Genomic DNA, 24,558 nt, shown 5'->3' with positions numbered 1-24,558 from the left:
CGTACCCTCGCAGGCGCACCCGCCGCCGCGACGAGGGACGTGAGGGCCGATGGCCGAGCCGACCGCCGACGACTGGGGCGCCAGGTACGCCGCCAGGCGGCACACGTACGAGGAGTGCGCGAGCCGTCTCCGGGACCTGCTGAAGGACGTGCTGAGGTCGGCGGACATCGAGGTGGTGCAGATCGAGTCGCGCGCCAAGACCGTCGCCAGCTTCGTCGAGAAGATCACCCGGAAACGCCGCGACGACCCCGACCCGATCGCCGCCATGACCGACCTCGTCGGCCTGCGCGTCATCACCTACTACGCCGAGGACCTTCGGCGGGTCGGCGCGCTGATCGACCGCGAGTTCGAGATCGACCACGAGAACTCCGCCGACAAGATCGACGGGCTCGCGCTGGACCAGTTCGGCTACCGCTCCACCCACTACGTGGTGCGACTCGGCCCGTCGCGGCGCGACCTGCTGGAGTGGGCGCCGTTCCAGGCGATCCGGGCGGAGATCCAGGTGCGGACGGCGCTGCAGCATGCCTGGGCGGCGGTCAGCCACAAGGTCGAGTACAAGTCGGCCGCGCTCCCCGAGCCGGTCCGCCGCCGGCTCTACCGGCTCAGCGCGCTGTTCGAACTGGCCGACGAGCAGTTCTCCAGCCTCCGCGACCAGAGCGACGCGACCGACACCGAGTACCGCGCCGAAGTGAGCCGCGGCAGCCTGGACGTCCCGGTCGACACCTCGTCGATCGGCGCCTACCTGAGCATCACCGGCCGCGGCGACGAACTGAAGGCGTTCTTCCACGCGAACGGCTTCGACGCCGCGGCGGCGGTCTCCGAGGAGCGGCTCAGTCGCGACCGTTCGGACCTCGTCGACGTGCTCAACCGGTTCGGCCTCACCACCCTGGCCGACCTCGACGCGTTCATCGCCGACACCGCGCGCATGCGGTCCGCCCTGCGGCTGGTGCTGGAGGTGCACCGACGGCTCGATGCCGCTCCGGCGGCGTCGCTGGACGACGCGCTGACGCTGCTGCTGATCGCGGCGCTGGACGACAGCGACCGCCCGGGCTCGCCGCCGTACGCGGAGGACTGGGCCGAGGCGCTGAGCCAGATCCGCCAGGAGGCCTGAGAGCCAGGCAATGTGCGTACGACGTACGCGTACGGTGTACGCTGTGGGCATGACCATCCTCGTCACCGGTGCGACCGGAAGCGTCGGCCGCCTCGTCGTCGACCAGCTGCTCACCCTCGGCGCCACGGACGTGCGCGCCCTCGTCCGCAACCCGGCCAAGGCCACACTGCCCGTCGGCGTCGAGGTCGCGACCGGCTACGTCGGCGCGCCCGGCACGCTGGACGGCGTCTTCGACTGCGTCGAGCGCCTCTACCTGACGTCGTACGCCGAAACCGCCGCCGAGGTGCTCGCCCTGGCTCACAAGGCCGGCGTCCAGCACGTCGTCAGCCTGTCCGGCGAGCGGGAGAGCTGGTGGGGCTCGATCGTCGACGACGTCGAGGCGTCCGGCATCGCGTGGACACACCTGTGGCCGGGCGAGTTCATGGAGAACGCGACCCTGTGGTCCGACCAGATCCGCACGACCGGCCAGGTCCGCGACGGCTACGCGGCGTCGGCCAACGCCCCCATCGCGATGGACGACGTCGCCGCGGTGGCCGCGGTCGCGCTGGTCCAGGACGGCCACGTCGGCCAGGCGTACTCCCTCACCGGCCCCGAGACGCTGACCCGCGCCGAGAAGGTCGCGCTCATCGGCCGCGCGCTCGGCCGCGACGTCCCGTACGTCGAGCTGAGCCGCGACGACGCCATCACCGAGCTCAGCGTCTCCATGGGCGAGTACGCCGAGTGGTACGTCGACGGCGAGAAGGACCTCGTCGACCACCCGCAGCAGGCCACCGGCGCCGTCGCCGAGCTGCTCGGCCGGCCCGCCACGACGTTCGCCGACTGGGCCGTGCGGAACGCGACCCTGTTCCGCTGACCCGCGGCCGCATTACAGTCGAAATGTGACGGTCGTCGTTCTGCTCATCATCGCCGTGGTCGTGGTGCTCGTGCTGGCTGCGACGGTCGTCTTCGCGCGCCAGCCCACGTCCGGTACGGGCCGCATCGCCCGGTACCGGCGGCGGGCTCGCTCGGCGCCGATGTTCCGCCTCGAACGACTCAGCCAGCACCGCTACGTCCTGCGCAACGACGGCGGCACGCCCGCCTACGACGTCCGTCTCGACACCGCCGATCTCACCGTCACGGAGGGCGAGACCCACCTGCGTGAGTTCGGCCCGCGACACGCCGAACACTACCTGCTGATCCAGCCGATGCACGGACGGGTCGCGGACCTCGTGGTCCGCTGGCACGTCCGGCCGGGCGACGACGACGTGCAGGTCACGCCGTTGCCGCTGGACATCGAGGCGGCCTCCGAAGGGCAGGACGCCTGACCATCCAACCGCCGCGGCACGCGGGTTCGCAGAGCCGCCACCCGCCGCCCCGGATGATGACTTAAGGTCGTCCAATGCTTGGCCTGCCGGACCACATCAAGGCGTGTCTTTTCGACCTTGACGGAGTCCTCACACCCACCGCGGAAGTGCACAAAGCCGCCTGGAAGGCGACGTTCGACACGTTTCTCCGCGACCGCGCGCAAGGCGCGGACGACCCCTTCGTTCCCTTCGACATCGACAGCGACTACAACGTCTACGTCGACGGCAGACAGCGCGCCGACGGCGTGCGCTCGTTCCTCGCCTCGCGCGGCATCACGCTGCCCGAGGGGACGCCCGACGACCCCGGCACCGCCGACACCGTCAACGGCGTCGGCAACCGCAAGAACGTCGTGCTGCTGGAGCGGCTGCGCGAGGTCGGCGTGCGCCCGTACCCGGGCTCCGTCACCTACCTGCACGCGGCCGTCGAGGCCGGGCTGCGCCGGGCCGTCGTGTCGGCCAGCGCGAACTGCCGCGAGGTCGTCGCGGCCGCCGGCATCGCCGACCTCCTCGAGGTCCGCGTCGACGGCCTGACGGCGCGCGCGGAGGGCCTGCGCGGCAAGCCCGAACCCGACTCCTTCCTCGCCGCGGCCGAGCGGCTGGGCGTCGCGCCCGGCGAGGCCGCCGTGTTCGAGGACGCGCTCGCCGGGGTCCAGGCGGGCCGCGCGGGCGACTTCGGCTTCGTCGTCGGCGTCGACCGCGTCGGCCAGGCCGAGGCGCTGCGCGAGCACGGCGCCGACGTCGTCGTCACCGACCTCGGTGACCTCCTCGTGGAGGCGGGCCGATGATCCGCGAGAGCGCCTACCCCTGCGAGCCGTGGCGCATCCGCGAGGCCACCCTGGACCTCGACCTGCTGGCGCAGTCCGAGTCGGTGCTCGCGCTGTCCAACGGCCACATCGGCCTGCGCGCCAACCTCGACGAGGGCGAGCCGCACGGGCTGCCCGGCAGCTACCTCAACTCGTTCTACGAGCTGCGCCCGCTGCCCTACGCCGAGGCCGGCTACGGCTACCCCGAGCAGGGCCAGACGGTCGTCAACGTCACCAACGGCAAGCTGATCAGGCTGCTCGTCGACGACGAGCCGTTCGACGTCCGCTACGGCGACCTGCAGGCGCACGAGCGGGTGCTCGACATGCGCGCCGGCACGCTGGACCGCACCGTCGAGTGGGTCTCGCCGGCCGGCCAGGCGGTGCGCGTCCGCTCGACCCGGCTGGTGTCGTTCATCCAGCGCGCCGTCGCCGCCATCTGCTACGAGGTCGAGCCGGTCGAGAACGAGGCCCGCGTCGTCATCCAGTCCGGGCTGGTCGCCAACGAGGAACTGCCGGTCACCAAGAAGGACCCGCGCGTCGCGGCGCTGCTGGAGGAGCCGCTGGAGTCCGAGGAGCACATCGCCAACGGCGCCGGCGGCCTGCTGATCCACCGGACGAAGGCCAGCGGCCTGCGCATGGCGGCCGCCATGACACACGTCGTCGAGGGCCCCGACCGCACCGTCGTCAGCACCGAGGCGTTCCCCGACTGGGCCCGCACCACCATCGCGTGCGTGCTCAAGCCGGGCGAGAAGCTGCGCGTCGTCAAGCTGCTCGCGTACGGCTTCTCCAGCCGCCGGTCGCTGCCGGCGCTGCGCGACCAGGTCGGCGCGGCGCTGGCGTCGGCGCGGCTGACCGGCTGGGAGGGGCTCTGCCAGGGGCAGCGCGAGTATCTCGACGCGTTCTGGGACGCCGCCGACGTCCGCGTCGACGGCGACCCCGAGGTGCAGCAGGCGGTCCGGTTCGGGCTGTTCCACGTCCTGCAGGCCGGCGCGCGCAACGAGATGCGGCCGATCCCGGCGAAGGGCCTGACCGGTCCCGGGTACGACGGCCACGTCTTCTGGGACACCGAGATGTTCGTGCTCCCGGTGCTCATCTACACCCAGCCCGACGCGGCCGCGCAGGTGCTGCGCTGGCGGCACGCGACGCTCGACCTCGCCCGCGAGCGGGCCCACACCCTGGGCCTGAGGGGCGCGGCGTTCCCGTGGCGGACCATCCGCGGCCACGAGACGTCCGGCTACTGGCCGGCCGGGACCGCCGGCTTCCACATCGGCGCCGGCATCGCCGACGCGACGATGCGCTACATCCAGGCCACCGGCGACGAGGTGTTCGAGCGCGAGGTCGGGGTCGAGCTGCTGGTCGAGACCGCGCGGCTGTGGCGCTCGCTCGGCCACCACGACCGTCACGGCGGCTTCCACATCGACGGCGTCACCGGGCCGGACGAGTACTCGGCGGTGTCCAACGACAACGTCTACACGAACCTCATGGCGCAACGGAACCTCGTCGGCGCCGCCGACGCCGTGCTCCGTCACCCCGACGTCGCCGCCGCCCTGGAGGTCGACGACGAGGAGACCGCGTCCTGGCGCGACGCCGCCGGCGCCATGACCATCCCGTACGACGCCGAACTGGGCGTGCACCAGCAGTCCGAGGGGTTCACGAGGTTCCAGGAGTGGGACTTCGAGGGCACGGCGCCCGACGACTACCCGCTGCTGCTGACGCACCCCTACTTCGACCTCTACCGGCGTCAGGTCATCAAGCAGTCCGACCTCGTGCTGGCCATGCACTGGCGCGGCGACGCGTTCACGCCGGCCGAGAAGGTGCGCAACTTCAGCTACTACGAGGCCCGCACCGTCCGCGACTCGTCGCTGTCGTCGTGCACCCAGGCCGTCATGGCGGCCGAGACCGGGCACCTGGAGCTCGCGCACGACTACCTCGGCGAGGCCGCCCTGACCGACCTGCACGACAGCCACTCCAACACCAGCGACGGCGTCCACCTGGCGTCGCTCGCCGGGGCGTGGCTCGGTCTCGTCGCCGGCTACGGCGGCATGCGCGACCACGACGGCGTGCTCTCGTTCGCCCCGCGGCTGCCGAGCCGCATCGGCCGGCTGGACTTCTCGCTGCTGTGGCGAGGGCTGCGGCTGCGGGTCAGCGTCCGGCCCGACGAGGTCACGTACTACCTGCGCGAAGGCGACCACGAGGACGGCTCGCAGCTGGAGCTGCTGCACCACGGCGAGCCGGTCACGGTCCGCATCAGCGCGCCGGTCACCGTCAAGATCCCGCCGGCGCCGGCGCGCGAGCCGGAACCGCACCAGCCGGCCGGACGCGCTCCGGTCCGGCGCGGGGTGCACACGACGACCGCGACCAGCTGACGTCACAGGGTTGTGGGTGCGGGGTGTGGGGACGTCTCCCCGCACCCCGCCTCCCCGCACTCCGCCGCGCCGACGTCGGCCGTGCGCGCGTCGTGGTAGGCATGACCCGCCCCTCTAGGGAGGGTGCCCACCCTACGGGCGGGCACCGACAAGATCGCCGCGCGCGGGAATCGGCAGCCCCGGCCCCACCGGCCCCGCGTGACCGCCCCGACCCGGCCGCCTCCACCCCGATAACCAGGTGCTCCGTCCTTGCCGGGCACCGTAGGCTTGACGACGTATGCCTGCCTCCCCCACCACGACCACGTTGGCCGATCTGCGCGCCCGGCTGCCAGAGCTGACGCTGCGCGACGAGCGGCGGCTCGCGCGCAGGCTCGACGGCGTGCGCAAGGTCCGCGACGGCGAGGCGCGAACGTCTGCGCTGGCCGAGATCGCGCACGAGGTCGACGCCGCGGAGCGGCGGGTCGAGCGCCGCAAGGCGACCGTCCCCGCCGTGCGGTACCCGCAGGAACTGCCGGTCAGCCAGCGCCGCGACGAGATCGCCGCCGCGATCCGCGACCACCAGGTCGTCATCGTCGCCGGTGAGACGGGGTCCGGGAAGACGACGCAGCTGCCGAAGATCTGCCTCGAGCTGGGCCGGGGCATCCGCGGCGCCATCGGGCACACCCAGCCGCGCCGGCTGGCCGCGCGCACCGTCGCCGAGCGGGTCGCCGAGGAACTGCACACCGAGCTGGGCCGCGCCGTCGGCTACCAGGTCCGGTTCACGGCGAAGGCCGGCGACGACACGCTGGTCAAGCTGATGACCGACGGCATCCTGCTGGCCGAGATCGGGCAGGACCGCCTGCTGCGCCGCTACGACACGCTGATCATCGACGAGGCGCACGAGCGCAGCCTGAACATCGACTTCATCCTGGGCTACCTCAAGCAGCTGCTGCCGAAGCGGCCCGACCTCAAGGTCGTCATCACCTCGGCGACGATCGACCCCGAGCGGTTCGCGCAGCACTTCGACGACGCCCCGATCATCGAGGTCAGCGGCCGGACGTACCCGGTCGAGGTCCGCTACCGCCCGCTCGAACCGGAGACCGACGAGGCCGGTGGCGAGCCGCGCGACCAGATCCAGGCCATCGTCGACGCGTGCGACGAGCTGGCGCTGGAGGCGCCGGGCGACGTCCTGGTGTTCCTGTCCGGCGAGCGGGAGATCCGCGACACCGCCGACGCGCTGCGCAAGCGGTACGCGGCCGCGCCGCAGGGGACGCTCGAGGTGCTCCCGCTCTACGCCCGGCTGTCGGCCGCCGAGCAGCACCGCGTGTTCCAGCAGCACACCGGACGGCGCATCGTGCTGGCCACGAACGTCGCCGAGACGTCGCTGACGGTGCCCGGCATCCGCTACGTCGTCGACCCCGGCACGGCGCGCATCTCCCGCTACAGCAACCGGACGAAGGTGCAGCGGCTGCCGATCGAGCCGGTGTCGCAGGCGTCGGCGCGGCAGCGGGCCGGTCGCTGCGGCCGGCTCTCCGACGGCATCTGCGTCCGCCTGTACTCCGAGGACGACTTCGACGCGCGGCCCGCGTTCACCGAGCCGGAGATCCTGCGCACGAACCTCGCGTCGGTCATCCTGCAGATGACGGCGCTCGGGCTGGGCGACGTCGCGGCGTTCCCGTTCCTCGACCCGCCCGACCGCCGCAGCGTCGCCGACGGCGTCAACCTGCTGGTCGAGCTGGGGGCGCTCGATCCCGCCGCCCGCGACCCGAAGGAGCGTCTCACCACCACCGGACGGTCGCTGTCGCAACTGCCCATCGACCCGCGGCTGGCCCGGATGATCCTCGAGGCGAACCGCAACGGCTGCGTCCGCGAGGTGCTGGTCATCGCCGCCGGGCTGACCATCCAGGACCCCCGAGAGCGGCCGACCGACCAGCGCGAGGTCGCCGATGCGTTCCACGCGCGCTTCGCCGACCCGACGTCGGACTTCCTGGCGTTCCTCAACCTCTGGAAGTACGTCAAGGAGCAGCAGGACGCCCTCTCCTCCAGCGCCTTCCGGCGCCTCTGCCGCACCGAGCACCTCAACTACCTGCGCATTCGCGAGTGGCAGGATCTCGAGTCGCAGCTGCGCCAGCTGGTGAAGCCGCTCGGCGTCACGCTCAACACCCCCGACGGCGCGCCCGATCACATCCACCAGTCGCTGCTGTCGGGGCTGCTCTCGCACATCGGCGTCAAGGACGAGTCGATCAACGAGTACCAGGGCGCGCGCGGCGCGAAGTTCGCCGTCTTCCCCGGGTCGGGGCTGTTCAAGAAGCCGCCGCGCTGGGTGATGTCGGCCGAGCTGGTCGAGACGTCGCGGCTGTGGGCGCGCGTCAACGCCCGCATCGACCCCGCCTGGGCCGAGCCGCTGGCCGAGCACCTGGTGAAGCGGACGTTCAGCGAGCCGCACTGGGAGCGCAAGGCCGGCGCCGTCGTCGGCTACGAGAAGGTCATGCTCTACGGCGTGGTCATCGTGCCGCGGCGCAAGGTGCAGTACTCCCGCGTCGACGCCGAGCTGAGCCGCGAGCTGTTCATCCGGCACGCGCTGGTCGAGGGCGACTGGACGACCCATCACAAGTTCTTCCACGAGAACCGCGAGCTGCTGGACGACGTCGAGGAGCTCGAGCACCGCGCCCGCCGCCGCGACATCGTCGTCGACGACGAGACGCTGTTCGAGTTCTACGACCAGCGCATCCCCGCCGACGTCGTGTCCGGACGCCACTTCGACAGCTGGTGGAAGAAGGCCCGGCACGAGCGTCCCGACCTCCTCACGTTCAGCACCGACCTGCTGACCACCGACGCCGCCGGCGCCGTCACCCAGACCGACTACCCCGACAGCTGGCCCGGCGACGACCTCGGCCTGCGGCTGACGTACCAGTTCGAGCCGGGGTCCAGCGCCGACGGCGTCACGGTGCACGTCCCGATCGAGGTGCTCAACCAGGTCGAGCCCGACGGGTTCGACTGGCAGGTCCCGGGGCTGCGGCCGGAGCTGGTGACGGCGCTGATCAAGGCGCTGCCGAAGCAGTTGCGCCGCTCGTTCGTCCCGGCGCCCGACACCGCGCGCGAGGCGCTCGCCCAGCTGCCGCCGTCGCGGCAGTCGTTCACCGCCGCGCTGGCCCGGGTGCTGCACCGGCTGCGGGCCGTGCCGGTGACGGCCGACGACTTCGACCTGAGCAAGGTGCCCGACCACCTGCGCATGACGTTCCGGGTGCTGGACGAGAAGGGCAAGCCGGCCGGCGAGGGCAAGGATCTCGACGCGCTGAAGGTGCGGCTGAAGCAGCAGTTGCGTCAGACCATGGCGGCCGCGGCCAGCAGCATCGAGCGCACCGGCCTGACCGCATGGCCGGGCGGCGAGGTGCCGCGCACGTTCGAGCAGCGCCGCTCCGGCCACGTCGTCACGGGCTACCCGGCGCTGGTCGACGAGGGTGCGACGGTCGCGCTGAAGGTGCTGCCCACCCCGGCCGACCAGGCCCGGGCCATGTGGACGGGCAACCGGCGGCTGCTGCTGCTCGACATCGCGTCGCCGACGTCGTTCGTGCAGCGTCACCTCACCAACCGGTCGAAGCTGGTGCTCAGCCAGAACCCTGACGGCTCCGTCGCGACCCTGCTCGACGACGTCGCCGCCGCGTCGGTCGACTGGCTGGTCGGCGAGGCCGGCGGCCCGGCGTGGGACGAGGCCGCGTTCGCGGCGCTGCGCGAGCGGGTCCGCTCCGACCTCATCGAGACCGTCTTCGAGGTGGTCGCCGACGTCGAGAAGGTGCTCGACGTCGCCCACCGGGTCGCGGCGGCGTTGAAGAGCACCACGAGCCTCGCGCTGACGGCGTCCCTGGTCGACGCCCGCGACCACCTCGCCCGCCTGATGCCGCCCGGCTTCGTCACGTCCACCGGGCGGCGGCGAATGCCCGACCTGCTGCGCTACCTGAAGGGCATCGAGCGCCGGCTGGAGAAGCTGCCGACCAGCCCGCAGCGCGACCACCAGCACATGGAGACCGTCCGCCGGGTCACCGAGGAGTACGAGGCCGCGCTCGCCGCCCTCCCGCCCGGCCACGGCCCCACCCCCGGGCACGACGCCGTCCGCCGGATGATCGAGGAACTGCGGGTCAGCCTGTTCGCCCAGGAGCTCGGCACCGCCCAGCCGGTGTCGGAGAAGCGCCTGTTCAAGGCCATCGACGCGCTCTACGACACCGCCTAGATCACGATGGTCTCCCGCGCTGCGTAGCGGCGGCCGTTGACGACGACGGTGCGCACGTCGGGCAGCGGCGGGAGGTGCAGGATCGTCCGGCGCGGCGCGTGGTGCCAGTGACCCGTCACCGTCACGTCGAGCGTCCGCCCGTCGTCCTCCAGGCCGAACTCGAGGTCGACGGGACCGTACTGCGTCGCGACCTGCTCGAACGTCGTCCGTGTGTCGCCCGAGATCCAGGACAGCGGGCACAGCCGGAGCAGGTGCAGGATGTCGTCCTCGAGGCTGTCGTCGATGACCGCGTGCAGGATCGTCCACACCACGATCGGGTACGAGAACAGGTTCCCGTAGATGGCGTTGCGGTGCTCGCTGGAGATGTAGGTGTCCTGCGACAGACCGCCGGCGATCAGCCCGAACATCCCCTCCAGGTAGCGCTGGCGGTCGCCGAGCTGCCAGGTGTGGAACAGGTTCCAGCTGTAGCACGGCTCGCTCGACGACTGTTCGTGGTCGAGCACCGCGGGGTACAGGGCGTTGTGGTGGACGGGGTCGAACAGCGCGGTGTTCGGGCCGACCCGGAAGAACTCGACGAACGACGTCATCAGCGGGTCCGACGCCGGCATCAGGCCGGCCCACACCGACATCAGCGCGCCGGTGTCGAGCATCGTGAAGTCGTCCCAGACGCCGTCGCCGGTGAACTGCGGCCTGAACACCGGCCAGCTGTTGCCGTCGGCGTCGGTCCAGGTCGCCGAGCGGTCACCGAGGTCGCGCATGGCCTGGGCGTACGTCGCCCGGAAGGTGTCGGCGAGGGCGGCGAACTCGGCCGCGCGGGGGTGCTTCTCGCGCTTCAGCAGCCGGACCGCGGAGGCCAGCCCCTTGTAGGTGAAGCACTGGCTGATCATCCCCTGCGTCTCCACGCCCTCGTCGGTCGAGTGGCCCGGCGGCATGAGGCCGGGCACGCCGTCATGCCCGGTGAGCGCGACGGCCTGGGCGATGTACTCGCACGCCATCACCACTGGCTCCAGCCACCGGTCGACGAACTCCCGGCGGCCGGAGAGCAGCGCGTGCGTCGAGATGATCTCCAGGATCGCACCGTGGTCGCTCATCCAGTCGATCGCCTGCAGCTCCTGCGGCGTCGACAGGTAGCCGGGGTAGCTCCCGCCGGCGAAGATGGCGCCGGGCGGCGTCCGCGTGCCCTGGTATTCCTTGTAGATCTCGATGTGCTGCTCGACGACGTCGTGCAGGCCCAGCCGGTCCAGGAACATGTGGCTGATCATCGACGTCGGCGTGCTCCACAGCACGTCGTAGGCGTAGGAGCCGGAGAGGAACGAGAACAGGCCGAGGTCCGGGCTCTTCTCGGCGACGATCTCGGCCAGCTGCGGGCCGCGGCGCAGCACCTGGTTCACGTGGTTGTCCGGGGTGGTGATGCGGGCGCCCTGGCCGTCCGGGGCCCAGAAGCCGTCGGACTCCGCCAGCGCGCCCTCCCAGCCGAGCGCGTACTCACCCTCGACGTCGGCCCGCGCGCCGGGCAGCAGCGGCACCAGCAGGTCGATGTGGCTGCCGACCTGCGCCGGCAGGCTGAGGTCCAGGTCGTAGACGCCGTCCATGCTGCCCGGCGCCAGCGTGATCCGGCCGCCCTCGGCCGTGCGGACCATCAGCCGCACGTTGCCGTCGTCGTCCGTGATCGGCACGTCGACCGGCCGGAGGTCGGGATTCCACACCCGCTGCATGGTCAGGCCGCCGTCCAGCGGGGCGAGCGCCGGCACCGTCCGCAGCGGGACGCCGTTCTCCTGCTCGTACGGGCCCTGCGGCCGCATGTACGCCTTGCTCAGCCACAGCCGGAACGCGAACTCGTCCGGCGGTTCGACCGGGTCGACGTGGGTGACCTCGAAGCGCACCCACGAGTACAGCGGCTCGACGGCGGTCTGCACCTCGCCGGCGCCGGGCAGGTGCGCGAACACGGACTGCCGGATGACCACGCGCTCCGGGCGCCGGAACTCCGTCCACAGCACCGGCGCGTCGTGGTCCTCGTGCCACCCCTGCTTCCGGTACCCGAGGTCGTCGTCCCAGACCTCGCGCTCGGAGTCGGGGAACGGGCGGAACCCGCCGACCCGCTGCGGCATCACGACGGTGAGCTGGAAGTTTCGGCCCTGGTACGGCATCACGTTCGGCTTGGCCGAGATGACCCAGCTCGGCTCGCAGATCAGGGCGCCGTTGTAGACGGAGGTGAACCGGAACAGGTGCCCCTTCCACCCGATCGGCGTCCACACGTTCCGCTGCGGCGGCCACCACCGCAGCGCCGCCTCCAGGTCCGGTTCCGGGCCGTCCGCCGGCAGCGGCCGCCGTTCGAACGTGTCGGCCCGCGCGACCGACGACAGCCCTGGCGCGGTCGCGGCCAGCGCTCCTCCAGCGGCTGTTCCCCCGGCGAGACGCAGCAATCCCCGTCGCGACATGGCAGGCATGAGTGGCTCCGTTCTGGACAAGTAGTTTCGATATTTCGAAAACATTTCCAGCTATCCGGATGCGGGGAATCATGCCAGTGATCGTTCGCGGCGGCAAGAGCCCGGGGGCGGCCCGCATGGCTCTGCTCGGCCCACCTGGCGGCGCCAGCGAACCGCGAGCCGGGCCGAGTCGAGCCGGGTCGGGTCAAGCCGGGCCGAGCCGGACCAAGCCGAGCCGGGCCGAGCCGGACCAAGCCGAGCCGGGCCGAGCCGGGCCGAGCCGGGCCGAGCCAGTCGAGCCGAGTCGGGCCAATCGGGTCGATCCGAGCGACGTTGTCGGGTGCCCGCCCGTAGGGTGGGCCCCACCCGGGCCGGGAGGGGGCGACCTACCACGGCGCGACGCCTTCACAGCGTCGTCGCTGGACCCGCGGCTACCACACCGTGCGCCGCGGCCCGGCCCCATGATCATCAACCTTCTGTGCTGCTCTGACAACGCAAAAGGTGGATGAAACCCAGAAGCGGCCAGTGGACCGGGACGGCAACGGAGTCGGTCGCCGAGTACGCCAGGTGGCCAGAGGTGGCCAGCCGACAGCTACGCACAGCGGAGCCGGTAGCCAAACGCCGCGAACGGACGGGCAGCGGCCAGCGAAGGAAGAGCCGAGCGGAGCCGGTCGCCAAGAACACCACCCACGACCCGCCACTGGCCGGCAAACCAGAAGACCAGCAGGCCCAGAAGCCGGGCCCATCTCTCGGCCGGCCCCCTGACGCTGCTTGAACGGGGGCGCGGGCGGCCGGGTCAAGCGGTCCTCCGACCGCGCGAAGCGCCACACCATGAGGTCCGCTTGAGGCGGCCGCCCGCGCCCCCGACAATCGAGAGCAGCAGGGGGCTGGCCAACGCGGCAACCCGGCCAACGAGTGCCCGGCGGACCGAGCCCGGCCCACCCCACAACCCGGCGCACTCGCCGAACGCAGCGCACCCCCGAGCACACCGCACCCCGTGCTCAGCCCACCCACCACCCGCACCGCACCCCGAGCGCAGTCCACCGCGCCCCCACGCGCAGCCCACCCACCACGCCGCCCGCCTCACACAGCAGGCGGGGCCACCGAACGCGGATCGAAGCCGTACGGCAGCTCCAGCCGGTGCGCCGCCAGTAGCGCCTCGTCGGCCAGCAGGTCGGCCGTCGGACCGTCGGCTACCACCGTCCCGTCCGACAGCACGACCGAGCGCGGGCACAGTTGCAGCGCGAACGGCAGGTCGTGCGTCACGACCAGTTGGGTGACGTCGAGGGCGTCGAGGATCTCGTGCAGCTCGCGCCGGCTGGCGGGGTCGAGGTTGCTGGTCGGCTCGTCCAGCACCAGGATCTCCGGCCGCATCGCCAGCACCGTCGCGACCGCCACCCGGCGGCGCTGGCCGAACGAGAGGTGGTGCGGCGGACGGCCGGCGACGTCGCTCATGCCGACGAGGGCGAGCGCCTCGTCGACCCGATCGTCGAGCTCGGCGCCGCGCAGGCCGAGGTTGGCCGGGCCGAACGCGACGTCGTCGCGGACGGTCGGCATGAACAGCTGGTCGTCGGGGTCCTGGAAGACGATGCCGACCCGGCGGCGGACCTCGCGCAGCGTGTCGCGGTCGCCCGGCCGCACCTCCAGCCCGCCGACGCGGACGGTGCCGGCGCCGCCGGACAGGATGCCGTTGAGGTGCAGCACCAGCGTCGTCTTGCCGGCGCCGTTGGGCCCGAGCAGCGCGACCCGCTCGCCCCGCCCGATCGTGAGGTCGACGCCGAACAGCGCCTGGTGCCCGTCGGCGTAGGCGAACGCCAGCCCGGCGACCTCCAGCGACGCGTCGCCCGTCATGACAGCACCGCCGTCAGTGCGACCACCACGGCCGCCATCGGGAGCACGGCGCCGCGCAGCCAGTCGGCGCGGCTCGCGCCCGCCGTGGCCGTCAGCGGCATCGAGCCGCCGTAGCCGCGCGACAGCATCGCCAGGTGCACCCGCTCACCCCGCTCGTAGGACCGGACGAACAGCGCGCCGGCGCCCTGCGCGACCACCCGGACGTGCCCGAGGTGGCGAGCCTCGAAGCCGCGCGACTCGCGGGCGATGCGCATGCGCCGCAGGTCGCCGGTGACGACGTCGGCGTATCGGATCATGAACGATGCGATCTCTACCAGCCGGTCTGGTACGCGCAGCCGCTGCAGCCCGGCGAGCAGCGACCGCACGTCCGTCGTCGCCGCCAGCAGGATCGACGCGACGACGCCCAGGGTGCCCTTGGCGAGGATGTTCCAGCCGGTCAGCAGGCCGTGCTCACTCAGCGACAGTCCGAGCACGTCGACCCGCGGGCCCTGCGACACGAACGGCATGAGCAGCGCGAACACGACGAACGGGATCTCTACCACCATCCGTGCGACGATCACCCGCGCCGGGACGCGGGCGAGCACCGCCACGCCGGCCAGCAGCGCCGCGTAGGCGCCGAACGCCCCGAACTCGTCCCGCGGCGTCGCGACCACCACCAGCACGAACGCCAGCAGCGCCAGCACCTTCACGTGGGCCGGCAGCCGGTGCACCGATGAGTCGCCCGGCCGGTACAGCGCGGGCCCGTGACCGCCGCTCACCGGACGGCGTCCTCCCGCCTCGCCTCGGCGGACGACCGGCGGCCGACCAGCCGGAACAGCACCACGCCGACGATCACGACCACCGCGACGCCGAGGACGCCGGCCACGCCGACGGGGATGCCGCCGACCTCGCCGTAGTCGGCCAGCGCGGAGCCGCCGAACGCGTGGTCGCGGGCGGTCGCGAGGAAGCCCTCGTCCTCGGCGACGTACTCCAGGCCGTCCGGGTGGGCGCTGGCGAAGAAGCTGACGACGCCGGCCAGCGCCAGCGCGACCAGCCCGCCGCCGATGAGCAGCGGTTTCGTGCTCGCTCGCGGCAGCGCGGGCGCCACCACTGCGGCCGGCCCGGGCGCTCCCGCAGCCGCCCCCGGCGCTCCCGCCGCCGCCGGCGCCGCCCCCGCCGCCCCCGCCGCGGCCGGCGCCACTCCCGCCGCGGCCGGCGCCACTCCCGCAGCCGCTCCGGGCGCCGGCACCAGGCTGCCATCCGGCCGCCGCAGCCGCAGCGGCACCCGCAGCCCGCGGGCCGCATAGACGAGATCCGGCCGGACGGCGACGACGGCGCTGACCGTCAGGCCGGTGATGACCGCCTCGCCGATGCCGATCAGCGTGTGCCAGCCGAGCATGCTCACCGTCAGCGCGCCCAGCGACAGCGACGCCTCGCCGCCGACGGCGAACAGCAGCACGAAGACCAGCGCCGCCACCGGCACCGACAGCAACGCGCCGACAGCCGACGCCGGGACCACCGACGCCGGCCGCTTGGGCAGCACCGCCAGCACCGCGCGCGTCACCACCCAGCCGACGATCACCGTCGTGATGCCGATGAGCGAGATGTTCGTGCCGAGCGCCGTCAGCCCGCCGTCGGCGAACAGCAGCGCCTGCACGAGCAGCACCACCGACAGGCACAGCACCGCCGTCCACGGTCCGACCAGCACGGCCGCGAGCGCCCCGCCCATGAGGTGGCCGCTGGTGCCGACGCCGACCGGGAAGTTCAGCATCTGCACGGCGAACACGAACGCCGCGGTGAGCCCGGCCAGCGGCGCCGTCCGTTCGTCCAGCTCGCCCTGCGCCTTCCGCAACGCCACCGCGACCCCCGCCGCCGCGACGGCGCCCGTCGCGACCGACGTGGGAGCGTTCAGGAACCCGTCGGGGACGTGCATGGGTGTCCTCCTCGTGCCCGGGCGGCGCATGATTGCGCACCTGACCTGCTGCGACAGGCGAGCCGCTCTTGCATGATGCGACAGAGTCGCACCTGGCGCAAGGATGCGGGAGAGCCGTTCATCCAGCCGCCACGCGGCGGCCAACGTGCGGAAACCCACCCGATTCCCGAATGATGAGACGCAGCTGTCCGTATAGCGGGACATCGGCTTGCGGACGCAGAACTGACTTCTAAGATCGCAGGCACTGGTGGTTCGGCCGGCGGGCACCTGATGGGTGCGATCCGGCCGACGCAAGAGGCGCCCGGCGCGGTTGACGTCGACCGGGTGGCCGGCCCCCGGCGAACGCCTGTCCGCGCTCCCGAGGAGACACCGCTCTCATGACCCGTCCCACCCCTGCCCTGACGGCGACCGTGCCCGGCTACCCGCGCATCGGCCCGGACCGCGAGCTCAAGCGCGCCCTCGAGGCGTACTGGTCCGGCGCGTCCGACCGCGACGACCTCGAGGCGACGGCGCGCGCCGAGCGCGAGCGGACCTGGCGCCGGCTCGCCGCGCTGGGCCTGGACGCCGTCCCGTCGAACACGTTCTCGCTGTACGACCAGGTCCTCGACACGGTCGCGCTGACCGGCGCGGTGCCGCCGCGGTTCGCGCCGCTCGGGCTGGACGGCCTGGACACGTACTTCGCGATGGCCCGCGGCGCCGACGGCGTCGCGCCGCTGGAGCTGACGAAGTGGTTCGACACCAACTACCACTACCTCGTGCCGGAGATCGGCCCGGCGACGCGCCTGCACCTCGACCCGGCCAAGCCGGTGCGCGAGTACCGGGAGGCGCTGGCGCTGGGCGTCGACACCCGGCCGGTGCTGCTCGGACCGGCCAGCTTCCTGCTGCTGTCGAAGCCGGCCGACGGCGCGCCCGGCGGGTTCGCGCCGCTCGACCGGCTGGACGACCTCGTCGCCGTCTACGCGCTGCTGCTGGCGACGCTGGCCGACGAGGGGGTCGCGTGGGTGCAGCTGGACGAGCCGGCCTACGTCGCCGACCGAACCGACGCCGAACTGGACGCCCTGCGACGGGTGTATGCGCGGCTGGGTGAGCTGCCGGACCGGCCGGCGATCCTGGTCGGCTCGTACTTCGGCGACCTCGGCGACGCGCTGCCGGTACTGGCGTCGTCGCCGGTGGAGGCGATCGGGCTGGACCTGGTCGCCGGCGAGCTCCCGGCCGAAGACGTCGACGGACTGGACGGCAAGATCGTCGTCGCGGGGGTGGTCGACGGCCGGAACGTGTGGCGCACCGACCTCGACGCGGCGCTGGCCACCCTGCGCGCCGTCGAGTCGCGGGCCGGCGCCGTCGCCGTCGGGACGTCCTGCTCGCTGCTTCACGTCCCGTACGACCTCGACGCCGAGACGGCGCTCGACCCGCAGCTGCGGTCGTGGCTGGCCTTCGCCGACCAGAAGGTCGCCGAGGTCGTGACGCTCGCGGCTGCCCTGCGCGGTGAGGACCGCTCGGCCGAGTTCGCCGCCGCCCGGGCCGCGCTGGCCGACCGCGCCGCCGCCCCGCGCGTCGTCGACGGCGGCGTGCGGACGCGGCTGGCCGGGCTCACCGCGGACGACGCCCGGCGCGGGCCGTACGCGCGACGGGCCGACGCGCAGCGCGACCGGCTCGGACTGCCGCCGCTGCCGACCACGACCATCGGCTCGTTCCCGCAGACCGGCGACATCCGGCGGGCGCGGGCCGCGTACCGGGCCGGGCGGCTGGACCGCGACGAGTACGCCGGCCGCATGCGGGCCGAGATCGAGCGGGTCGTGCGGCTGCAGGAGCGGATCGGCCTCGACGTCCTCGTGCACGGCGAGCCCGAGCGCAACGACATGGTGCAGTACTTCGCCGAGAACCTCGCCGGGTTCGTCACGACCGAGCACGGCTGGGTGCAGTCGTACGGCTCGCGCTGCGTCCGCCCGCCGATCCTCTACGGCGACGTGTCGCGGCCCGCGCCGATCACCGTCGAGTGGGCCACGTACGCGCAGTCGCTCACCGAGCGGCCGGTGAAGGGCATGCTGACCGGGCCGGTCACGATCCTCGCGTGGTCGTTCGTCCGCGACGACCAGCCGCTGGGCGACACCGCCCGGCAGGTCGCGCTGGCGCTGCGCGACGAGGTCGGCGACCTGGAGGCGGCCGGCGTCGGCATCGTGCAGGTGGACGAGCCGGCGCTGCGCGAGCTGCTGCCGCTCCGCGCCGCCACGCGGCCGGACTACCTCGGCTGGTCGGTGACGGCGTTCCGCCTGGCGACGTCCGGCGTGGCCGACGCGACGCAGGTGCACACGCACCTGTGCTACTCCGAGTTCGGCGACGTCGTGGCCGCGATCGACGGGCTGGACGCGGACGTCACCAGCATCGAGGCGGCGCGGTCGCGCATGGAGATCGTGCCGGACGTCGCGGCGTCCGGGTTCGGGCGCGGCATCGGCCCCGGCGTGTACGACATCCACTCGCCGCGGGTGCCCGGCGCCGACGAGGTCGAGGCGCTGCTGCGGCGCGCGCTGGCCGACATCCCCGGCGAGCGGCTCTGGGTGAACCCGGACTGCGGGCTGAAGACGCGCAGCTACGAGCAGGTCGAGCCGGCGTTGACGGCGCTGGTCGAGGCGGCCTGGCGGGTGCGCTGAGTCAGGAGGGAGTTCTTCTCGCTCTGGCGGGCAGAACTCCCTCCCGACGATGTGGAGATGCGTGCCGAGAACCCGGCCCGGCGACAGGACGGGCTCATCACCCGAGCCCAGGCGCTCGCGGCCGGGTTGACGACGTCGGCGATCGCGCACGCGCTGCGGGCCGGCGGACCATGGCAGCTGGTGGTCCGTGGTGTCGACGCGACGTTCACCGGGCTTCGTCCGGGTTCACCGGACATCACGACTCCCTCAGGCGCACTTCTGGGTGAATCGCGACGAGACAACGGGGGCGCTGCCGGTTCCGCACGAGCTGGTGCTCGACAGCATCGCGCCCACGGCGCGGCCCGGTGTGATCCCGAGGGTGCCCGCCGCACGCGCTGTCATCGATGCCGTCGTGCTCGGGCCGCTGGAGCCGTCCGAATGGACGCCGGCACGCCGGGACGCGGGACTGCGCGGCGTCCGAGCGCTGACGTGCGAGGTCGTGCAACGCCGCAAGTCCGGGCTGGCCGAGCTGCGGGTGGAGGCGCGGGCAGCGGGACGGCGAGGATCGGCGCTTGCCCGTGTGGCGCTGGCGGACATCGAGGCGGGCTGCCGGTCGGCGCCGGAATGCGAGCTGCGCGACCTGGTGCGCCGCAGCCGGATCCTGCCCGAGCCGCACTGGAACCGTCCGCTGCCCGGTGTCGCGGGCCCGGCTGCGGGCCGACCCGGAGGGGGTTCAGGTGCAGATCGAGGCCGCCTGCGTCGCCGCCGGGAGGGAGTTCTCCTCGCTCTGGCGAGGCAAACCCCTTCCTCGCGGCACGCTGCTCAGCCGGCCGTGCTCTCCCGGATCTCGAGGGCGAACGGGACGTCGATGCGCTCGGCCTTCGCCTCGGGGTCGGCCAGCCGCCGGACGATGAGGCGGATGGCCTCGGCGGCGAGGAACGGCACGTCCGGCGAGACCGTCGTCAGCGACGGCGTGGAGTAGCGGCCGTCCTCGACGTCGTCGAAGCCCGCCACCGCGACGTCATCGGGCACGCGCAGGCCGCGCTCGTGCAGCACCCGCAGCGCGCCGAGCGCCATGAGGTCGTTGAAGCAGAACACGGCGTCGACGGGGCGGCCGCTGTCGAGCAGATCGGCCATCGCCCGGGCGCCGCTGGCGCGGCTGAAGTCGAGGTCGGAGACGACCAGGCGGGGGTCGACCGGCAGTCCGGCGTCGCGCAGGGCGGCGCGGTAGCCGCGGGCGCGCAGCCCGCCGGTGCCGGCCCGCTGCGCGCCGACGGCCGCGATGTGCCGCCGCCCCAGCCCGACGAGGTGTTGAGTGACCTCGTGCGCCGCCCGGACGTTGTCGATGGCGATGTGGTCGAAGCCGGCCGGATGCCCGCGCTCGCCGAGCAGCACCATCGGCGTCGACCCCGGATGCGCCGCGACGTCGGACGACGTCATCGCCATGGGGCTGAACACGACGCCGTCGATCAGCTGGGTGTCGAGGGAGTCCAGCGCGATGCGCTCGCGCTCGGCCTCGCCGAACGTCTCCTCGATCAGCACCGTCAGGCTCTGCCGCTTCGCGACCGCGCCCAGCTCGGACGCCAGCGCCGCGAAGTACGGCGACGTCAGCTCCGGCAGCGCGATGGCGAGGAACCCGGACCGCCCGTGCCGCAGGCTGCGCGCCGACACGTTCGGCCGGTACCGCAGCTCGGCGATGGCGTCGAGCACCTTCTGCCTGGTCTTCTCGGTGACGTTCGGGTGGTTGTTGATGACGTTGGAGACGGTCTTGAACGACACCCCGGCGAGGTCCGCCACGTCCTTCAGCCGCGTGCCCACCTGCCTGCCCCTCTCACCAGCCCAGGACGACCTGACCGAGTCTAGGCATCGCCCGGGCTCCCGGCCGACTGCTTTTCCCGGCGCCGGCGCCGCGGACCGGACCAACTCGCCACGCACTCTTCACAATCCAGGTTATCCGTTGTAAAACTGTCCGCAAGGTTATCCGTTGTAAACGGCAGCGGGCCGGTCGCCGGAAGGCACGGGAGGCACTCTTGTACGACGTCGAGGTCGGACTCGATCCGGCATTCACCGTGGGCACCGTCGACCCGAGGCTGTACGGGTCGTTCGTCGAGCACATGGGCCGGTGCGTCTACGGCGGCATCTTCGAGCCCGACCACCCGACCGCCGACGAGCACGGGTTCCGGCAGGACGTCGCCGACCTGGTGCGGGAACTCGGGGTCACGACCATCCGCTACCCGGGCGGCAACTTCGTCTCCGGCTACAGCTGGGAGGACGGGGTGGGCCCGGTCGCCGACCGGCCGCGCCGCCTCGACCTGGCGTGGCGCTCGCTCGAGCCGAACACCGTCGGGACGGACGAGTTCTGCCGGTGGGCCCGCGGCGTCGGCGTCGACCCGATCATGGCGGTGAACCTCGGCACCCGCGGCGTGGACGCCGCCGTGGACCTGCTGGAGTACACGAACTTCGCGCCCGGCAGCACGAGCACCGCCGACCGCCGGGTCGCGAACGGGCACAAGGACCCGCATGCCATCAAGGTCTGGTGCCTGGGCAACGAGCTGGACGGCCCGTGGCAGATCGGGCACAAGACGGCCGACGAGTACGGGCGGCTGGCCGCGGAGACGGCGCGGGCGATGCGCCGGGCCGACCCGAACCTGGAACTGGTCGCCTGCGGCAGTTCCAACAGCGGCATGCCGACGTTCGGCAGCTGGGAGCGGACCGTCCTGGAGCACACCTACGACCTGGTCGACCACATCTCGCTGCACGCCTACTACGAACCGGCCGGCGACGACGTCGACAGCTTCCTGGCGTCGTCGGAGGACATGCGCCGGATGATCACGGCGATCACCGCCACCGCGGACCACGTCGGCGCGGTCCGGCGCAGCGGCAAGCGGCTGACCGTCTCGTTCGACGAGTGGAACGTCTGGTACCAGCACCGGTTCTCCGGGCAGGCGACGCTGGAGCAGAACGAGAACGCGCCGCTGATCGAGGACGTGTACGACGTCACCGACGCGGTCGTGGTCGGCGACCTGCTGATGGCGCTGCTGGACCACAGCGACCGGGTCGCGATCGCCTGCCAGGCACAGCTGGTGAACGTGATCGCCCCGATCCTGACGAGGACCGGCGGCCCGGCCTGGCGGCAGACCATCTTCCACCCGTTCGCGCTGACCGCCCGGCACGCCCGCGGGACGGTGCTGCGCACGGCGGTGCGGACGGCGCAGCTCGCGACGCAGCGCTACGGCGACGTCCCCGCCACCCGGGTGAGCGCCGTCCAGGACCCGGAGACCGGCGCGCTCACCCTGCTGGCCACGAACCGGAGCCGCACGCAGCCGGCCCGGCTCACCGTCCCGCTGCGCGCCTTCGGCCAGCGGACGAGCCGGCTGCTGGAGCACCTGACGATCGCCGACGACGACCCGTCGGCCACGAACTCCGCCGAGCACCCGGACCGGGTCGTCCCGCGTCCGGTCGCCGGCACCGTCATCGACGGCGACCAGACGCTCACCGCGACCCTGCCGCCGTCGTCCTGGCACCTCATCCGCCTGGGCCACTGACCCGGCACGTCTGCGAAGGAGCAGCTGTGACCACACGAATGAACGCGCTCACCCGACGACGCTTCCTCACCGCCACCGGCATGGTCGGCGCCGGCGTCGTGCTCAGCGCCTGCGGCGGCGGCTCGCAGTCCCCCGGCGCCGAACCGGCGGCGGGCGACGGCGGCGCCAGCGGCTACGACGGTCCCGAGGTCGACCTGGCCTTCTGGAACGGCTTCACCGGCGGCGACGGACCGGTCATGCAGCAGCTGGTCGACCAGTTCAACGGCGAGCACCCGAACATCGCGGTGAAGATGACCGTGATGGAGTGGGCCGACTACTACCAGAAGGTCCCGACTGCGGTGCAGTCGGGCAACGGCCCGGACGTCGGCATCATGCACATCGACTCGCTGCCGACGAACGCCGCCCGCAACGTCATCGTCCCCCTCGACGACGTCGCCGAGGCGCTGGACCTCAAGGCCGGCGACTTCGCCGAGGTGGTGTGGAGCGCCGGCGAGTACGACGGGCAGCGCTTCGGCATCCCGCTGGACGTGCACCCGCTCGGCTTCTTCTACAACAAGACCGTCCTGGAGTCGGCCGGCCTGGACCCGGACAACCCGCCGACGGACCGGACGTCGTACGAGGCGGCGCTCGAGACGCTCAAGAGCGCGGGCATTCAGGGGCACTGGATGTCGCCGCACGTGTTCACCGGCGCGCTGACGGCGCAGGCGCTGGTCTGGCAGTTCGGCGGCGACCTGTTCAACGCCGACGGCACCGAGGTCACGTGGGCCGAGGACCCCGCCGTCGAGGCGCTGACCTGGGCGGTCGACCTGGTCCGCAACGGCTACAGCGCCTCCGACGTCGGCCAGGACGCCGACGCGATCGCGCTGCAGAACGGCCAGACGGCGTTCAACTGGAACGGTATCTGGAACATCAACACGCTCCGCGAGGTGCCGGGCCTGCAGTGGGGCGTGGCGGCGCTGCCGAACATCGGCGGCACCCAGGCGGCGTGGGCCGGCTCGCACAACTTCGTCCTCCCCCGGCAGCGCAACGCCGACGAGAACAAGCTGCGGGCCGCGCGCGTGTTCATCAACTGGGTCAGCCAGCAGTCGCTCGCGTGGGCCGAGGGCGGCCAGGTGCCGGCCCGCAACTCGGTGCGCGAGTCGGCCGAGTTCCAGGCGCTGACGGAGCAGGCCGCGCTCGCCGAGCAGGTCGACCACCTGCGCTTCCCGCCGGCCGTGCCGGGCATCGGCGACGTCCTCGCCGATTTCAACCAGGCCGTCAACGAGGCGGTGCTGCTGACGAAGGAGCCGGCGGCGGCGCTCTCCGAGGCGGCCGACCGGGCCGCGAAGAAGCTGGAAGAGAACCGCGACCGGTACGACGGATAGTCCCGTGACCTCCCCCACGACCACCGCACCCGCGCGCGGATCCGCCGCGCGCGGGCCCGGCGCGCGGTCCTCCCCCACGCGCATCCGCCGGCACGCGCCGTGGACGCCGTACGCGTTCATGGCGCCGTTCCTGGTCATCTTCGCGACGTTCGTCCTGGCCCCGGCGGTGCTGGGGATCTGGATGAGCCTGCACGACTGGGACTTCATGCTGCCGAACCGGCCCTTCGTCGGGCTGGACAACTACGCCGCGCTGTTCGACTCGACGTCCGCCGTGTTCGAGGCGTTCTGGCACGGCATGCGGGCGACGGCGATCTTCACCGTGGCCAGCGTGCCGTTCCTGGTCGCGATCCCGCTCGGGCTGGCGGTGCTGCTGAACCGGCGGTTCCCCGGCCGGACGTTCTTCCGCGCGGTGTTCTTCATGCCGTACGTGCTGGGCGTCGCCGTGGTGGGCCTGCTGTTCCGGTTCATCCTCGACCCGAACATCGGCATCGTGAACGGGCTGTTCGGCACGTCCACGCCGTGGATCACCGCCCAGCCGTGGGCGTGGATCAGCCTGGTCGCGATGACGGTGTGGTGGACGCTCGGCTTCAACACGATCATCTACCTGGCCGGGCTGCAGGACATCCCGGGCGAGCTGTACGACGCGGCCAAGGTCGACGGCGCGTCGGCCTGGCAGGTGTTCCGGCACGTGACACTGCCCGGGCTGCGGACCGTGCTGCTGTTCGTCGTCACGATCACGATCCTGGCCTCGGCGAACATGTTCGGCCAGGCGCTGCTGGTGACGAACGGCGGGCCGGGCGACACCACCCGGACGGCGCTCATCGTCATGCTGACCGAGGGCCTGGAGTCGTTCCGGATGGGCAGCGCCGCGGCGATGTCGTACCTGCTCGCGGTCTTCCTGGGGATCGTCTCGATCGTCCAGGTGCTGGCCATGCGGGAGAGGAGGCCGCGATGGCGGTCCTGACCCGCCCGGAGGCCGGTCCGCGGCAGACCGGCCCCGCGC

General features: G+C 72.6%; 15 protein-coding genes. 10 read left to right on the top strand and 5 right to left on the bottom strand.

The window, feature by feature from the left end:
• The first annotated feature begins 49 nt into the window (after positions 1-49).
• From BLV02_RS05270 to hrpA, 6 genes are all read left to right on the top strand, one after another.
• Complete coding sequence (locus BLV02_RS05270) at positions 50-1,111, top strand: GTP pyrophosphokinase (RefSeq protein WP_069113102.1); 1,062 nt, start codon at positions 50-52, stop codon at positions 1,109-1,111.
• Positions 1,112-1,160: 49 nt separating this feature from the next.
• Positions 1,161-1,964, top strand: a complete 804-nt coding sequence (locus tag BLV02_RS05265; RefSeq protein ID WP_069113101.1) for an NAD(P)H-binding protein — start codon at positions 1,161-1,163, stop codon at positions 1,962-1,964.
• A 25-nt stretch (positions 1,965-1,989) separates the two neighbouring features.
• Positions 1,990-2,415, top strand: coding sequence for a hypothetical protein (locus tag BLV02_RS05260; protein WP_069113100.1), 426 nt, complete (start codon positions 1,990-1,992; stop codon positions 2,413-2,415).
• A 74-nt stretch (positions 2,416-2,489) separates the two neighbouring features.
• Entirely contained in the window at positions 2,490-3,239 is a 750-nt protein-coding gene (locus tag BLV02_RS05255; RefSeq protein WP_069113099.1) for an HAD family hydrolase, read from the top strand.
• Complete coding sequence (locus BLV02_RS05250; protein WP_069113098.1) at positions 3,236-5,623, top strand: glycoside hydrolase family 65 protein; 2,388 nt, start codon at positions 3,236-3,238, stop codon at positions 5,621-5,623. Before BLV02_RS05255 ends, BLV02_RS05250 begins: the two co-directional genes overlap by 4 nt.
• 277 nt (positions 5,624-5,900) lie before the next feature.
• On the top strand, positions 5,901-9,830 hold the full coding sequence (gene hrpA / locus BLV02_RS05245) for an ATP-dependent RNA helicase HrpA (RefSeq protein ID WP_069113097.1): 3,930 nt from the start codon (positions 5,901-5,903) through the stop codon (positions 9,828-9,830).
• Here the strand turns inward: hrpA and BLV02_RS05240 are convergent.
• The 4 genes from BLV02_RS05240 to BLV02_RS05225 form a co-directional block, all read right to left on the bottom strand.
• Entirely contained in the window at positions 9,827-12,277 is a 2,451-nt protein-coding gene (locus BLV02_RS05240) for a hypothetical protein (protein ID WP_141711709.1), read from the bottom strand. The genes hrpA and BLV02_RS05240 overlap by 4 nt on opposite strands.
• 1,062 nt (positions 12,278-13,339) lie before the next feature.
• Entirely contained in the window at positions 13,340-14,107 is a 768-nt protein-coding gene (locus BLV02_RS05235) for an energy-coupling factor ABC transporter ATP-binding protein (protein ID WP_069113095.1), read from the bottom strand.
• Positions 14,104-14,865: a cobalt ECF transporter T component CbiQ gene (cbiQ, locus tag BLV02_RS05230; protein ID WP_069113094.1), complete on the bottom strand. Its 762-nt coding sequence runs from the start codon at positions 14,863-14,865 to the stop codon at positions 14,104-14,106. The genes BLV02_RS05235 and cbiQ overlap by 4 nt, the downstream gene beginning before the upstream one ends.
• Positions 14,862-16,019: an energy-coupling factor ABC transporter permease gene (locus BLV02_RS05225; RefSeq protein ID WP_069113093.1), complete on the bottom strand. Its 1,158-nt coding sequence runs from the start codon at positions 16,017-16,019 to the stop codon at positions 14,862-14,864. Before BLV02_RS05225 ends, cbiQ begins: the two co-directional genes overlap by 4 nt.
• Before the next feature lie 377 nt (positions 16,020-16,396).
• On the opposite strand from BLV02_RS05225, the gene metE reads away from it, so the two are divergent.
• Positions 16,397-18,667 carry a 5-methyltetrahydropteroyltriglutamate--homocysteine S-methyltransferase gene (gene metE, locus BLV02_RS05220; RefSeq protein WP_069113092.1) on the top strand — a complete coding sequence of 757 codons (2,271 nt, stop codon included), beginning with the start codon at positions 16,397-16,399 and terminating at the stop codon, positions 18,665-18,667.
• Positions 18,668-19,468: 801 nt separating this feature from the next.
• Here metE and BLV02_RS05215 read toward each other — a convergent pair.
• Entirely contained in the window at positions 19,469-20,464 is a 996-nt protein-coding gene (locus tag BLV02_RS05215; protein WP_069113091.1) for a LacI family DNA-binding transcriptional regulator, read from the bottom strand.
• A 212-nt stretch (positions 20,465-20,676) separates the two neighbouring features.
• On the opposite strand from BLV02_RS05215, the gene arfA reads away from it, so the two are divergent.
• The 3 genes from arfA to BLV02_RS05200 are packed head-to-tail and all read left to right on the top strand — an operon-like array spanning position 20,677 to position 24,519.
• Entirely contained in the window at positions 20,677-22,191 is a 1,515-nt protein-coding gene (gene arfA, locus BLV02_RS05210) for an arabinosylfuranosidase ArfA (RefSeq protein WP_069113090.1), read from the top strand.
• 38 nt (positions 22,192-22,229) lie between these two features.
• Complete coding sequence (locus tag BLV02_RS05205; protein ID WP_069113089.1) at positions 22,230-23,555, top strand: extracellular solute-binding protein; 1,326 nt, start codon at positions 22,230-22,232, stop codon at positions 23,553-23,555.
• Between the two features lie 4 nt (positions 23,556-23,559).
• A complete protein-coding gene (locus BLV02_RS05200; RefSeq protein WP_216094377.1) occupies positions 23,560-24,519 on the top strand; it encodes a carbohydrate ABC transporter permease in 960 nt (319 codons plus the stop codon).
• The last annotated feature ends 39 nt before the right edge of the window (positions 24,520-24,558 follow it).

This window comes from Jiangella alba (genome assembly GCF_900106035.1).
GTDB lineage: Bacteria > Actinomycetota > Actinomycetes > Jiangellales > Jiangellaceae > Jiangella > Jiangella alba.
Note: the sequence above shows the minus strand (reverse complement) of the source record. Positions and strands in the feature narration are given on the sequence as shown.